11 protein-coding genes are annotated in these 13,432 nt (G+C 72.9%); 10 read left to right on the top strand and 1 reads right to left on the bottom strand.

Features of this window, described 5'->3' with window-relative positions; translation table 11 throughout:
* The first annotated feature begins 24 nt into the window (after positions 1–24).
* Genes AB0K25_RS10040 through AB0K25_RS10030 form a run of 3 tightly spaced genes read left to right on the top strand, consistent with a single transcriptional unit; the run spans position 25 to position 3,592 of the window.
* Positions 25–519 carry a VOC family protein gene (locus AB0K25_RS10040; RefSeq protein ID WP_219460777.1) on the top strand — a complete coding sequence of 165 codons (495 nt, stop codon included), beginning with the start codon at positions 25–27 and terminating at the stop codon, positions 517–519.
* Positions 519–2,042 carry an AMP-binding protein gene (locus tag AB0K25_RS10035; protein WP_363819580.1) on the top strand — a complete coding sequence of 508 codons (1,524 nt, stop codon included), beginning with the start codon at positions 519–521 and terminating at the stop codon, positions 2,040–2,042. The genes AB0K25_RS10040 and AB0K25_RS10035 overlap by 1 nt, the downstream gene beginning before the upstream one ends.
* Positions 2,039–3,592, top strand: a complete 1,554-nt coding sequence (locus AB0K25_RS10030; protein WP_363819577.1) for an AMP-binding protein — start codon at positions 2,039–2,041, stop codon at positions 3,590–3,592. Before AB0K25_RS10035 ends, AB0K25_RS10030 begins: the two co-directional genes overlap by 4 nt.
* Positions 3,593–3,625: 33 nt before the next feature.
* Here AB0K25_RS10030 and AB0K25_RS10025 read toward each other — a convergent pair whose 3' ends face one another.
* Complete coding sequence (locus AB0K25_RS10025; protein ID WP_357533935.1) at positions 3,626–4,606, bottom strand: MBL fold metallo-hydrolase; 981 nt, start codon at positions 4,604–4,606, stop codon at positions 3,626–3,628.
* 68 nt (positions 4,607–4,674) lie between these two features.
* Between AB0K25_RS10025 and AB0K25_RS10020 the strand changes: the two genes are divergently transcribed.
* The 7 genes from AB0K25_RS10020 to AB0K25_RS09990 all read left to right on the top strand — a co-directional run bounded on the left by AB0K25_RS10020 (position 4,675) and on the right by AB0K25_RS09990 (position 13,424).
* The gene (locus AB0K25_RS10020; protein ID WP_357017987.1) at positions 4,675–6,222 is read left to right on the top strand and encodes an AMP-binding protein; all 1,548 of its coding nucleotides are present in this window, start codon (positions 4,675–4,677) and stop codon (positions 6,220–6,222) included.
* Positions 6,223–6,255: 33 nt separating this feature from the next.
* The gene (locus AB0K25_RS10015; RefSeq protein ID WP_219460794.1) at positions 6,256–7,407 is read left to right on the top strand and encodes an acyl-CoA dehydrogenase family protein; all 1,152 of its coding nucleotides are present in this window, start codon (positions 6,256–6,258) and stop codon (positions 7,405–7,407) included.
* 13 nt (positions 7,408–7,420) lie between these two features.
* Complete coding sequence (locus tag AB0K25_RS10010; RefSeq protein ID WP_363819573.1) at positions 7,421–8,452, top strand: acyl-CoA dehydrogenase; 1,032 nt, start codon at positions 7,421–7,423, stop codon at positions 8,450–8,452.
* 73 nt (positions 8,453–8,525) lie between these two features.
* Positions 8,526–9,617, top strand: a complete 1,092-nt coding sequence (locus AB0K25_RS10005; RefSeq protein ID WP_357017981.1) for an LLM class flavin-dependent oxidoreductase — start codon at positions 8,526–8,528, stop codon at positions 9,615–9,617.
* Complete coding sequence (locus AB0K25_RS10000) at positions 9,614–10,615, top strand: LLM class flavin-dependent oxidoreductase (protein WP_357533927.1); 1,002 nt, start codon at positions 9,614–9,616, stop codon at positions 10,613–10,615. The genes AB0K25_RS10005 and AB0K25_RS10000 overlap by 4 nt, the downstream gene beginning before the upstream one ends.
* A gap of 50 nt (positions 10,616–10,665) precedes the next feature.
* Positions 10,666–12,432, top strand: coding sequence for an AMP-binding protein (locus AB0K25_RS09995; protein WP_357533925.1), 1,767 nt, complete (start codon positions 10,666–10,668; stop codon positions 12,430–12,432).
* Entirely contained in the window at positions 12,429–13,424 is a 996-nt protein-coding gene (locus AB0K25_RS09990) for an LLM class flavin-dependent oxidoreductase (protein WP_357533923.1), read from the top strand. The genes AB0K25_RS09995 and AB0K25_RS09990 overlap by 4 nt, the downstream gene beginning before the upstream one ends.
* Positions 13,425–13,432 lie beyond the last annotated feature (8 nt).

Genomic DNA, 13,432 nt, shown 5'->3' with positions numbered 1-13,432 from the left:
GAACCCCATCGGAAGGCAGGCATCATGCCGGTCAGCGAAGTGCACCACGTGGCCATGACCGTCTCGGACGTCGACCGCGCCGCGGACTTCTACGAACGCGCCCTGGGCTACCGCCGGACGCTGCGTACCGACGTCGGCGGGCCGGGGATCGAGGTGTCGCTGGGGTTGCCCGCCGGTACCACCGGCCGGGTCCAGTACCTCCAGGGCCCCAGCCGGGTCGGCCAGCTCGAACTCATCGAGTGGAACGGCGTGAAGACCCGCACCGCCACCGCCGGTCACCTGGAGCTGGGCACCTTCCTGCTCAGCTTCGAGGTGCCGCGCGACGAGCTGGACGACCTGCACCGGCGGCTGACCGAGCTGGGCGCGCAGTGCCTGTCCGCGCCCAACCGGGTGCTGCTGGACAACTACGGGTACATCACCGCGTTCGCCGCCCGCGATCTCGACGGCAACCTGCTGGAGTTCGTGTCGTTGCCGTCCCGGGAGGAGATCCTGGCCCGGCGGCGGGGGAGCGGCGACTGATGGGCGGCAGCAACTTCACCGAGACGCTGCGTCGCCAGGCGTTGCGCCGCGCCGACGCCGAGGCCCTGGTCGACGGGACCACCCGCTGGTCGTACGCCGAGTTGGACGCCGACGTGGACCGGCACGCCGCGGCCCTGCGCGACGCCGGCATCGCCGACGGCGACCTGGTCGGGGTGCTGGGGCGCAACACCGCCACCTACGTCATCGAGCTGTTGGCGCTGAGCCGGCTCGGCGCGGTCTCGGTGCCACTGAACTGGCGGCTGCACGTCAACGAGCAGGCGTACGTCATCGACCAGGCCGGCGTCACCGGGCTGCTCTACGACGACGACTTCGCCGCCGACGCCGCCCGGCTGGCGGCCACGACCGGGCTGCGGACGCTGGTCGCCAACGGCGACACGGTCGTCGGTGACTCCCGACGGCTGGCCGACCTGCTCGCCGGTCAGCCACCCGGCGTGCGGGTCGCCGACGCCGACAAGGGCCCCGCCGACGTGCACCGGCTGCTCTACACCTCGGGCACCACCGCCCGTCCCAAGGGCGTGGTGCACACCTGCGGGAACCTTACCGCGAACCACTTCGCGCAGGTCCTCGAACTGGAGTTGACCGCCGCCGACCGGATCCTCGTCTCCGCGCCGCTGTTCCACGTCAGCGGGCTGGAGGCGCCGGGCCTGGCGACGTTCGTGGCCGGGGCGACGATGGTGCTCACCCCGACGTTCAAGCCGACCGACATCGCCCGGATCGCCGCCGAGGAACGGATCACCGGCCTGGTGCTGGCCGCCCAGATCCTGTTCGGCCTGCTCGACCTGGACGACCCGCCGGACCTCGGTGCGCTGCGCTACCTGCTGTTCGCCGGGGTCGCGCCGAGCGTGCGGCAGGAGGTGAAGCGTCGGCTGCCGCACGTCCGCCTGATCGACACCTTCGGCATGACCGAGCTGTGCAACGGCGTCTGTTACCTCGACGCCGCCCACGAGCAGAGCAAGCTGGGCGCGCTCGGGGCACCGTTCCCCGGGGTGCAGATCCGCATCGTCGACGAGCACTTCCGGCCGGTCGGCCCGGACGTCGAGGGGGAGATCATCGTCCGGGGGGAGAAGGTGTCGCCCGGCTACTGGAACGACGACGAGGCCAACCGGCGCAGCCGGCGCGACGGCTGGTTCCGCACCGGCGACGTGGGCCGCATCGACGCCGACGGCTACCTGTGGTTCGTCGACCGCCGGGCCGACCTGATCAAGTCCGGTGGGGAGAACATCGCCAGTGCCGAGATCGAACGGGTCCTCGCCCAGCACCCCGACGTCGCCGAGGTCGCCGTGATCGGGGTGCCCGACCCGCAGTGGGACGAGGTGCCCAAGGCGTTCGTCATCCTCCGTGGCGGCGCGAGCGCCACCGCCGAGGAGCTGCGCGCGCACTGCCGGGCCGAACTGGCCCGTTACAAGGTCCCCCGGCACGTGCAGCTGGTGACGTCGTTGCCGCGCAACGACTCCGGCAAGGTGCTGAAGAAGGCGCTGCGCGAGGCGGCGGTGTCCGGGTGAGCACCGCGAACCTCGCCGCGATGCTGGCCGGTAACGCCCGCCGGTTCGCCGACGCCGACGCGCTGGTCTTCGCCGACCGCCGGTGGACCCACCGGCAGCTCGACGACGACGTCAACGCCCTGGCCGCCGGTCTGGCCACCGAGGGGGTACGCCGGGACGCCCGGATGGCGGTCGTCGCGGACAACGTCCCCGAGTTCCTCCTGCTCTGCCTGGCCCTGGCGAAACTCGGCGCGGTCGTGGTCCCGCTGAACTACCGGCTCACCGCGGGGGAGCTGGCCCGGTTGCTGGCGCACGCGCGGGTCGGGGCGGTCGCCACCGTGCCGGAGTTCGCCGCGCTCACCGCCGCCGCCCTCGCCGACCTGCCGCAGGTACGCCGGTTCGCGCTGGAGCCGATCGACGACGGCTGGACCGACGTGCGGGCGCTCGTCGCGGCGCACCGGGGCGCGCGGGTCGCCGACGCCGACCTCGACGACGCGGCCCTGCAACGGATCGTCTACACGTCCGGCACCACCAGCCTGCCCAAGGGGGTGCTGCTCACCCACGGCAACGTGAACCGGAACATGCACGCCCAGATCGTCGAGCTGGGGCTGCGGCCGACGGACCGGATCCTCAACGTCGCGCCGCTCTACCACGTCGGCGGCACCGACCTGCCCGGCTTCGGCATCTGGCACGTCGGGGGCGCCATGGTGCTGCACCGCCGGTTCGTGCCGGCGGCCGTGCTGCGGGCGATCGAGACGGAACGGATCACCGGCATGGTGGTCGCGGCGACCATGCTGGACCTGGTCCGCCGCGAGCCCACCGCCGCCGCCGCCGACCTGTCGTCGGTCCGCTGGCTGATCTTCTCGCAGGTCACCTCGGCGCTGTTCGGGGTGGCCCGGGGGCTGTTCCCGAACGCCCGGCTGATGGAGGGGTACGGCCTGACCGAGACGTGCAGCGGGCTGACCTACCTCGACGCCGCGCACCAGGAGTCCAAGCAGGGGTCGGTGGGGCTGCCGGTGCCGTGGGTCCAGGTCCGGGTGGTCGACCCGGACGGTGCGGACGTGCCGGTCGGCGCGCCCGGTGAGGTGGTCGCACGCGGGCCGAAGGTGAGCCCCGGCTACCTCGACGATCCGGCGGCGACCGCCGCCGCGTTCCGGGACGGGTGGTTCCACACCGGTGACATCGGCTGTTTCGACGCCGACGGTTACCTCTACATCCGTGACCGGCTCAAGGACATGATCCGCAGTGGTGGGGAGAACATGTCCAGCGCCGAGATCGAGAACGTGCTGGCCGACCATCCGCTGGTGCTGGCCGCCTCGGTGGTGGCCGCCCCGCACCCGGTGTGGCAGGAGGTGCCGGCCGCGTTCGTGGTGGCCCGGCCGGGGTTGACGCCCGAGGCGCTGATCGCGCACGCCGGGCAGCGGTTGGGTCGGTTCAAGGTGCCCAAGGAGGTCTACCTGGTGCCGGAGTTCCCCACCAACCCGTCCGGCAAGGTGCTCAAGCGGACCCTGCGGGAGCTGCGTTCGACCCTGCGCCCGGACTGGACGTACGACGACGCCCGGCGCGACTGAGCCGCTCGTCGGGTCGGGCGGGCCGCCCCGGCGTCACCTGTCGGTGGCGGCGTGGCGCAGCAGGGCGAGGGTGTGCACCAGGGCGAACCGTCGGGTGCCCCGGCCCAGCTCGTCCCACGGCTTCTTCCAGGTCATCCGCCGGGCGACGTCCCACGCGGTGTCGCCGTCGCGGGCCAGGCCCCGGACCGTCGCGACCTCGTCGCGGTGGAACGCGGTGAGGGCCTGCGCGCGGGCGGCGACGTCGCGGTAGGGGAACTGGTGGGCGGGGCAGGCGATGGCGGCCCCGAGGTCGCCGATGCGGGCCAGCGTGCCGAACAGGTCGGCGGCCGGGTCGTCGTCGGGGCGGCTGACGATGGCGAGTTGGGTCGGGCCCTCGGCCATCATCGTGTCACCGGTGAACACGAGGCCCCGGGAGTCGACGTAGACGGTGTGGCCGTAGGTGTGCCCGGGGGCGGGTAGGGCGCGGACGGTCACGTCGCCGAAGCGGAATTCGGTGTCGTCGGCCACGGCCACGTCGAGCCGCAGGTCCTCCCGGTGCACGGCGACGGCGACCGCGTCGGCGTACATGGCGGCGACGACGTCGGGCGGGGCGCCGGTCAGGTCGAGTGCGCTGCGTACCTGCTGGAGGAAGGTGCCGCGCCGCCGGTGCATGGTGGCGAAGTCGTCGGCCGCGCCCATCACCACCCGCGCGCCGGATGCGGTGCGTACCCGGTCGGCGAACCCGACGTGGTCGGGGTGGTTGTGGGTGAGCAGGACCGCCGTGATGGTGTCGACCCGCTGGCCGATGGCGACCAGCGACCGTTGGAACGACGCCCAGCAGCTCGGGTGGTCGTAGCCGGCGTCGACGAGGACGGGGCCGTCGCCGGTGGTGATCAGGAAGACGGTGATGGACCGCAGGGCGCTGCCGTGCAGGGGGACCGGGATGGCCCAGACACCGTCGACGACCTGGGCGGGGACCGGCACCTGGCGGGCCCGCCAACTGGCGGCGTGGGCGTCGATCGCGGGTCTGGACATCGTCGGGAGGCTCCCTTACTGTGGGACACCAACATACCGGATGGTCGGAATCTAGCTCAAGGAGTCCGATGAGCGAGGAGCGGACCGGGTTCCGGCTCTGGGCAGCCGCGGAACCGGACCTGTGCGCGATCGTGACCGCCGATGACCGGCGGATCTCCTACGGTGACCTGTTCGCCGAGGTCAACCGGATCTCGCACGGGCTGCGTACCCACGCGGGCCTGCGGCCCGGCGACACCGTCGCGGCGGTGATGACCAACAGCCCCGGCCTGGTCGCGCTCTATCTCGCGGCGATGCAGTCCGGGCTCTACCTGGTCACCCTCAACTACCACCTCACCGCGCCCGAGGTCGGCTACATCCTCGCCGACAGCGCCGCCCGGGTGGTGGTGGGCTCCGAGCGGGTCGAGGACGTGGTGGTCGACGCCGCCGGTGCCGCGCCCGACATCCAGGTCTTCGTCGACGGCACGCCCCGCACCGACCGGGCCCGACCGCTCTCGGCGCTCACCGCCGACATGCCCGCCACCAGCCCGGCGCAGACCCCGGCCGGGTCGCTGATGATGTACACCTCCGGCACCACCGGCCGGCCCAAGGGGGTCAAGCGTCCGCTCAGCGGCGTCGACGCGGACACCGGCGCGCTGACCTACGTCTGGTTGTTCCGGGAGTTCGGCATGGAGCGCGACGCGTTCGCGTCCTGGCTGGTGTCGGCCCCGATGTACCACTCGGCCAACATCACCCCGGCGATGGGCGCGCTGCACGCCGGCGGCACGATGGTGCTGATGGACGGCTGGACGCCGGAGGGCTTCCTGCGCCGGGTCCAGGAGCGTCGGGTCACCGGCACCAGCATGGTGCCGACCCACTTCTACCGGTTGCTGCAGCTGCCCGAGGTGGTCCGCGACCGCTACGACGTCTCCTCGCTGCGCTACGTGCTGCACGGCGCGGCACCCTGCCCGCGCGAGGTCAAGCAGCGCATCCTCGACTGGTTCGGCCCGGTGGTCTACGAGTACTACGGCTCGACCGAGGTCGGCACCACCGTCGCGCGACCCCACGAGTGGCTGGCCCACCCGGGCACGGTCGGCCGGCCGGCCTCGATCTCCACCCTGCGCATCCTCGACGAGCTGGGCAACGAGGTGCCCGTCGGACAGACCGGCATCGTCTACATGCGCCAGGGCGACGACCGGGTCGAATACCACAACGATCCCGGCAAGACCGACGGCGCGCGCCGCGACGGCCTGCTGACCGTCTGGGACGTCGGCCACGTCGACGCCGACGGGTTCCTCTACATCACCGGCCGCGCGGCCGAGCTGATCCTGGTCGGCGGCGTCAACGTCTACCCGGCCGAGATCGAGGCGGCGTTGATCGGCCACGACTGGGTCGCCGACGTCGGGGTCGTCGGCACGCCCGATCCGGAATTCGGCGAGGTTCCCCAGGCCCATGTCGTGCTGGCCGACACCGCGCCCGACCCGGAGGAGGCACTGGCGGAGCTGCGCCGTTACCTCACCGAGCGGTTGGCCAAGCCGAAGCGTCCGCAGTCCTACGTCGTGCGCGACGCGCTGCCCCGCGACCCGAACGGCAAGCTCTACAAGGCCCGGCTCACCCGCGCCGGACAGGCCGGCGCGTGACCGGCGACATCGACGACCAGGTGGGAGGTGGGCATGGACTTCGCTGACAGTGACACCGACCTGGCGTTCCGGCGCGAGGCCGGCAGGTGGCTCGACGGGGCGCTGGCCGACGTGCCCGACCAGGAGGAGCTGACCCAGGACGAGCGGGAGCACTGGTCGCGGGTGTGGCAGGACCGGCTCTGCGCCGGCAACTGGGCCGGGCTGTCCTGGCCGGTCGCGCACGGCGGCCGGGGGATGGATGCGCTGGCGCAGGCCGTCTTCAACGAGGAGGCCGCAGTACGCGGTGCCCCGTACCCGCTCAACGGAGTGGGCATGATGCTGGCCGGGCCGACGATCATCGTGCACGGCACCGACGCCCAGCAGGCCCGGCACCTGCCCGGCATCCTGCGTGGCGACGAGTACTGGTGTCAGGGCTTCAGTGAGCCCGGCTCCGGGTCGGACCTGGCCAGCCTGACCACGGCGGCGACCCGGGTCGACGGGGGTTGGCGGATCAACGGGGCCAAGATCTGGACGTCCAACGCGCACAACGCGTCGAAGTGCCTGCTGCTGGCGCGCACCGACCCCGACGCGCCGAAGCACCGGGGCATCACCTACTTCCTCGCCCCGATGGACGGGTTCACCGTCCGGTCACTGGTGATGATCAACGGGGACACCGAGTTCAACGAGATGTTCCTCGACGACGTGTTCGTCGCCGACGACGACGTGCTCGGCGGGGTCGGCAACGGCTGGACCGTCGCGCTCACCACGCTCGCGTTCGAACGCGGCAGCATGGCGCTGAACCTCTGGGTGTGGGCCCGCCAGGCGGTGGACCGGCTGATCGACGTCGCGGTCGAGCGGGGCGTGGCCGACGACAGCGCGTTCGCCGACGCGGTGGGCGCGTTGCAGTGCGACGCCGAGGCGGTCCGGATCGGGTCGATGCGGATGCTGGGCGAGAGCCGGGCCGGCGGCGTACCCGGGCCGGAGACCTCGGCGCTCAAGAGCCTGTGGGCCCGGGTGGTGCAGCACGCCAACCGGCTCGCCGTGCAGCTCGACGAGGCCGGCGGGGTGCTGGTCGACGGCGACGGCGCCGCCGCCCGGATGCGCCGCTACCTGCGGGCCCGCGCCCACACGATCGAGGGCGGCACGGAGGAAGTCCAGAAGTCGATTCTCGCGGAGCGGGTGCTGCGCCTGCCCCGCTCACGCTGAGCGGAGTGGTCTGGTGCGTGCGACATTCACCGAGGAACAGCGGGAGATCGGTGCGACCGTGGGCGCGCTCGCGGACGCCGACCGGGGCACGGCCCGCGAGTTGCAGGTCGGCCCGTGGCGGGCCCCGGCGGCTGACGGTCCGCTGCTGCGGGACTTCGGGCTGCTCGGGGTGCCCGAGCCGGCCGGTGGCATCGGGTCGGGCCTGATCGACCTGCTGGTCGCCGTGGAGGCGCTCGGTGGGCGGCTGGTGCCGAGCCGGTTCCCGGCGCACGCGGCGGCGGTCCAGCTGCTCTGCGGCGAGGAGCGGCGCACCGGTCCGCTCCCCGACGAGGTGCTCGACGGTCGCCGGGTGCTCACCCTGGCCGTCGACGTGCCGGGCAGCTCCGGGTGGGCCGACGGGGTGGTGCCGGACCCGCTGGTGCGGACCCTGGTGCCGTACGCGGCGCAGGCCGACGGCGTCGTCGCCCTCGGCCCGGACGGGGTCTGGTTCGCCGACCCGGTCCGGACCACCGCGCGGCAGTCGGTGGACCCGTCGGTGCCGCTGTCGGACCTGACGGTGGCCGCGCCCGAGCGGACACAGCCCGCCGGAACCGGCCCGCTGCGGGCCGCGCTGGTGGTGGCGGCCGAGCTGTGCGGGGTGGCGCAGGGGGCGATCGATCTGGCCGCCGAGCAGGCCCGGACGCGCCGGCAGTTCGGTCAGGTGATCGGCGCGTTCCAGGGGGTCGCGTTCCCGCTGGCCGAGGCGGCCACCGCCCGCAAGGCGGCATGGGACCTGACCCTGTACGCGGCGTGGGCGGTCGACACCGGTCGCCCGGACGCCGGGGTCCAGGTGCACGCCGCGAAGGCGGCGGCCGGGCAGGCGGCGGTGTTCGCCGCGGAGCGGTGCATCCAGGTGCACGGCGGGATGGGCATCACCATGGAGGCGGACCCGCACCTGTTCCTGCGCCGGGCGTTCGTGCTCGACGCCCGGTGCGGTCGGGGGTCGTGGCACCGGCGACGGACCGGGGAACTGCGTATCCGGGCACGTCGGGCCGGGCGGGGCTGACCTGCGGAAGTCTTGCCGGGCACCAACCCGGGCAGTAGCATACCGGCTGGTCGGAATAAATGAGGAGAAGGCCGTGAAGTTCGGAATCATGAACCTGTTCCCGGTGGCCGACGGCGCATCGGACCACCAGGTGCTCCGAGAGACCCTCGACGAGATCCAGCTGGCCGACGAGCTGGGCTTCGACTCGATCTGGCTCGCCGAGCACCACTTCTCGAAGTACGGCATCCTCGGCAGCCCGGTGAACTTCGGCATGGCCGTCGCCGAGCGGACCCGGCAGATCACCATCGGCACCGCCGTCCTGGTCCTCCCGCTGCACCACCCGCTGCGGCTGGCCGAGGACATCGCCGCCCTCGACGTGCTCAGCGGCGGCCGGGTCTCCATCGGCGTCGGCCGCGGCTACCAGCCCGCCGAGTTCGCCGGCTTCGGGGTGCCCCTGGCGGAGTCCAAGCAGCGCTACCAGGAGACCCTGGATATCCTGCGGCTCGCGCTGTCGCAGGAGAACTTCTCCTACCACGGCGAGATCTTCCACTACGACAACGTCACCACCTACCCGAGGCCGTTCACCCCGGGCGGGCCGCCGATCCTGCAGGGCACGGTCTCCCCGGAGAGCTTCCGGGAGCGGGGCGCGGTCGGCGAGTCGATCATCACCTCACCGAACTTCACGCCGTTGGGCATCATGCAGAAGAACTTCGCCCTCTACCGGCAGAGCATGCGGGACAACGGCTTCGACATCTCCACCTACGACCTGCCGTTCATGCAACAGGTCTGGTGCGGCGACAGCGAGGAGGGCCTGCGCGCGGCGGCCCAGGCGGCGATGAACTACTACAAGTCCGTCGGGAAGGTCATCCCCGGCTCGGAGGACGCCATCGCCCAGGAGCGGTCCTACTATGCGGCCGTCGCCAAGAACATCGAACTGCTCACCCTGGAGCAGACGCTGACCCACGGCGGCAACTTCGGCTCCGCCCAGCGCGTCATCGACACCATCGAGATGCTGCGCGAACAGCTCGGCATCAACCACTACATCGGCTGGCTGCGGATCCCGTCCCTGGACCGCAAGGCCGCGCTGCGCTCGATGGAGGAGTTCGCCGACAAGGTCATCCCGCACTTCCGGGCCCAGGACCGCGCCGCCGAGCGGGTAGCCACTCCTGAGGCGGTCGCCGGGTGAAGATCAGCTGCTTCCTGAGCGCCCAGTTCGACCCGTCGGCGTCGGCCACCGAGGGCATCGACGGCGTACTGGCCCAGGCCGCCGCCGCCGAGGCGGCCGGCTTCCACGCCGTCTACCTCGGCCACCACTACCTGGCCCGGTCGGCGTTCGTCCAGCCCATCCCGCTCGCCGGCTACCTCGCCCACGCCACCTCCCGGGTGCGGATCGGGTTCGGGGTCCTGCTGGCCCCGCTGCTGAATCCGGTAGCCCTCGCCGAGGACCTCGCCTCCCTCGACGTGCTCTGCGGCGGCCGGTTGACCGTCGGCATCGGCGCCGGCTACCGCCGCCGCGAGACCACCGCGTTCGGCGTCGCCTGGGAGGACCGGCTGCGCCGACTGCGGGAGTACGTGCCGATGCTGCGCGCCCTGTGGAACGGCGAGACGATCGACGCCGCCGGCAGCTGGGGCGAGGTGCCCGGCGCGTCCCTGGCGCTGCGCCCGGTCCAGCCCGGCGGCCCACCGCTGTGGATCGGCGCGTTCGCCGAACCGGCGATCCGCCGCGCCGCCCGGCTGGACGCCCCATGGCTGATCGGCCCGAAGGGCGACGACGCCGAGCTGGCCCGGATGCTCGGCATCTACCGGGCAGACCTGGCCGAGCGCGGCTTCTCCCTGGACCGGGAGTACCCGATGAGCCGCGAGGCGTACCTCGGCGACAGCTACCCGGCGGCCGTCGCGGCCGTCCGTCCGCACCTGCAACGCCAGTACGCGGGCTACAAGTCGTGGGACGACGCCCAGTCCCTCGACCTCGACCGGTACCTCGCCGAGGACTGCCTGGTCGGCTCGGCCGACGAGATCGTCGCCAAGCTGCGCCGCTGGGAGAGCGAGCTGGGCATCACCGAGGTCTCGCTGCGTCACCAGTTCGTCGGCGCGGGCCAGGACGAGGCGATGGAGCAACTCGCCCGCTTCGGCGCGGAGGTCATCCCGAGGCTCGCCGCGACCGCCCCCGGGGTGACCCGGTGAGCGCCGGTGGTCCAGCGGGCGCCGGTGGCCCGGTGGATGAGGGTGACCCGGTGAGCGCCGGCAACCTGGCCGGCATCCTGGAGGGCCGGTGCGCCGACCGGGCCGACCTGCCCGGCCTGTACGGCGAGGACGGCAGGTCGTGGACGTTCGACCAGATCGACCTGCTCGCCGGGGGTGTCGCCGCGGCACTGCGGGCCGAGGGCGTCGGCCCCGGCGACCGGGTCGCCTGCTACCTGACCAACGGGCCCGAGATCGTGTTCCTGCTCTTCGGGGCCTGGAAGATCGGCGCGGTGCCGGTCACCGTCAGCAGCCTCTACAACGCCGCCGAGCTGGCCGAGTCGGTGGCCAAGACCGCGCCCCGGCTGCTGCTGGTCGACGACCGTCGCCCCGACGTGGTCGCCGCGTTCCTCGCCGCCCGGGCTGCCGCCGGGGACGCCGCCCGGGCCGCCCCCGGGAACGACGACGCCGACGGCACCGGGGCGGGTGACGTCGCCGCAGGGCCCCCGGTGCGCTCCGTCACGGCGTCGCTGGCCGGGGTGCCGGCGTTGCCGTGGCGGCGGGAGGTGCGGGTCACCGGCGTCGAGGTCGGGCCGGAGGCCGAGGCGTGCATCCTGTTCACCGGCGGCACGACCGGGCGACCGAAGGCGGTCAGTGTCACCCACGGCGGGACGCGGGAGTCGCTGATGCGGCTGGCCCGGGTCACCACCGGCACCGGGGCCGAGGGCACCGCCGCGCCGGACGCCAGGCCGAACCTCATCGCCCTGCCGCTGTTCCACAGTGGCGGCCAGCACGCGCTGCTGTTCGCGTACTTCGTCGGCCGGCCGGCGGTGGTCTGGGAACGCTTCGGCGTCGACCGGCTCGCCGACCTCATGGCGCGGTTCGGGTTCGACAACCTCTTCCTGCTGCCCACCATGGTCTTCGACATCGTGCACGCCGACCGGGACCTGCCGTTCGCCGGGGTCAAGTCGGTCCTGGTGGCCGGGCAGGCGATCTCCTGGCCGGTGCGGCGCGCGTTCGAGGAACGCTACCGGGTGCCCATCCTGGTCAACTACGGCTCGACCGAGGCCGGGCACATCGCCGGCTGGACCGGCCGGGACATGAAGGCCGGCCGGTGGAAGCCCGGCTCCGCCGGGCGGGTCTACCCGGGCGTCGAGCTGGAGATCCGCGACGACGCCGGCACCGCGCTGCCGTCCGGTGCCCAGGGTGAGGTGGTGGTCCGCTCCGCCCTGACCCGGGGGTACGTCGACGACGCCGCCGCCTCGGCCGAGCTGGTCCGCGACGGGTGGGTGCACACCGGCGACATGGGCTACGTCGACGCCGACGGGGTGCTCTTCCTGGTCGGCCGCAAACGGGACATGATCAAGTGCGGGGGTTTCCAGGTCTGGCCCGAGGAGATCGAGGACGAACTGCGGGCCCATCCGCTGGTGCGCGACGTCCGGGTGCTCGGCCGCCCGGACGACCGGCTGGGCGAGATCCCGGTGGCGCTGGTGGTCCGGGCCACCGACGGCACGGTCGACGACACCGACCTTTCCGCGCGGCTCGTCGCGTACGCCCGGGAGCGGCTGGCCCACTTCAAGACCCCCCGGCGCATCGAGTTCGTGCCGGCCCTGGAACGCAGCGCCACCGGCAAGATCAGCCGCGTGGCGGACCCGGCGGCGCAGCCGGCCGGGGCCGGCGCGGCAGCACCGTCGCCCGACCCGACCGACGCCGACCACGCGGCGGCCGCCGCACCGGCGGCGGACAGCGTCGCCTCCGTGGCGGTGTCCCGGCCGCACGACGGCCGGACCAGCCGACCGACAGCTAGGGGGAGCCGATGAGGTTCGGCATCATGGCGTCGCACCAGTATCCGCCCGGCGACGACCTCCGCAGGCACCTCGACGACCTGTTCGGCACGGTCGAGCTGGCCGCGGAGCTGGGCTACGACTCGGTGTGGACGATCAACCACTTCCAGTCCAACCTGGCCACCCCGCAGCCGATCTCGATGCTGGCGAGCCTGATCCCGCGCTCGGGGGAGATGCTGCTCGGCACCGGCATCCTGCTGCTGCCGATGTTCCACCCGGTGCACGTCGCCGAGGAGTTCGCCACCCTGGACCACCTCTCCGGCGGGCGGGTGGTCCTCGGCGTCGGTGCGGGCTACCGGGACAACGAGTTCGCCGCCTTCGGGGTCGACCCGGAGAGCCGGTTCCGCCGCTTCGACGAGAGCCTGCGGCTGATCCGGGCGCTGTGGACCGGAAAGCCGGTCACCCACGACGGGGAGTTCTATCCCCAGGTCGACGCCACCATCGGCATCCCGCCGCTGACCCCGGGCGGCCCACCGATCTGGATCGGCGCCGGGGGCAAGAAGGCGGTCCGTCGGGCCGCCCGGCTCGGTGACGCCTGGTACGCGCCGGGCAACTCCCCGAGCCGCCGGTTCCTGCCCGAGCACCTGGCCGTCTACAACGAGGCGCTGGCCGAGTACGGGCGGGACCCGGCGACGGTGCAGCGGCCCGTCGGCGTGGAGCTGTACTGCGCGCCGAGCACCGAACAGGCCGTCGCGGAGGCGCTACCACACGCCCGGGTCGAGTACTCGACGTACGCCGAGTATCCGGCGCTGCGCTGGCAGCGGGACCGGTTCGACGAACTGGTCCGCAACACGCTGCTGCTGGGCTCGCCCGAATTCCTCGTCGAGCGGATCAGCGCGCTGCGGGACCTGGGCTTCGACCACCTGATCTTCCGTCCCGGGTGGCTCGGGATGCCGACCGACAAGCTCCGCGCCTCGCTGCGGCTGTTCGCCGCCGAGGTGATCCCCGCCTTCCGTCCCACCACCTGACCTAAGGA

Source organism: Micromonospora sp. NPDC049257 (assembly GCF_040678915.1).
Taxonomy (GTDB): Bacteria; Actinomycetota; Actinomycetes; order Mycobacteriales; family Micromonosporaceae; genus Micromonospora; species Micromonospora antibiotica.
This window is presented reverse-complemented; position numbering and strand designations above follow the sequence as displayed.

What these genes read in the sequence shown, in the direction of transcription:
- AB0K25_RS10040 (WP_219460777.1), top strand. Translation starts at nt 25, where the DNA reads ATGCCGGTCAGCGAAGTGCACCACGTGGCCATGACCGTCTCGGACGTC.
- AB0K25_RS10015 (WP_219460794.1), top strand. Translation starts at nt 6,256, where the DNA reads ATGGACTTCGCTGACAGTGACACCGACCTGGCGTTCCGGCGCGAGGCC.
- AB0K25_RS10025 (WP_357533935.1), bottom strand. Translation starts at nt 4,606, where the DNA reads ATGTCCAGACCCGCGATCGACGCCCACGCCGCCAGTTGGCGGGCCCGC.
- AB0K25_RS10020 (WP_357017987.1), top strand. Translation starts at nt 4,675, where the DNA reads ATGAGCGAGGAGCGGACCGGGTTCCGGCTCTGGGCAGCCGCGGAACCG.
- AB0K25_RS10035 (WP_363819580.1), top strand. Translation starts at nt 519, where the DNA reads ATGGGCGGCAGCAACTTCACCGAGACGCTGCGTCGCCAGGCGTTGCGC.
- AB0K25_RS09990 (WP_357533923.1), top strand. Translation starts at nt 12,429, where the DNA reads ATGAGGTTCGGCATCATGGCGTCGCACCAGTATCCGCCCGGCGACGAC.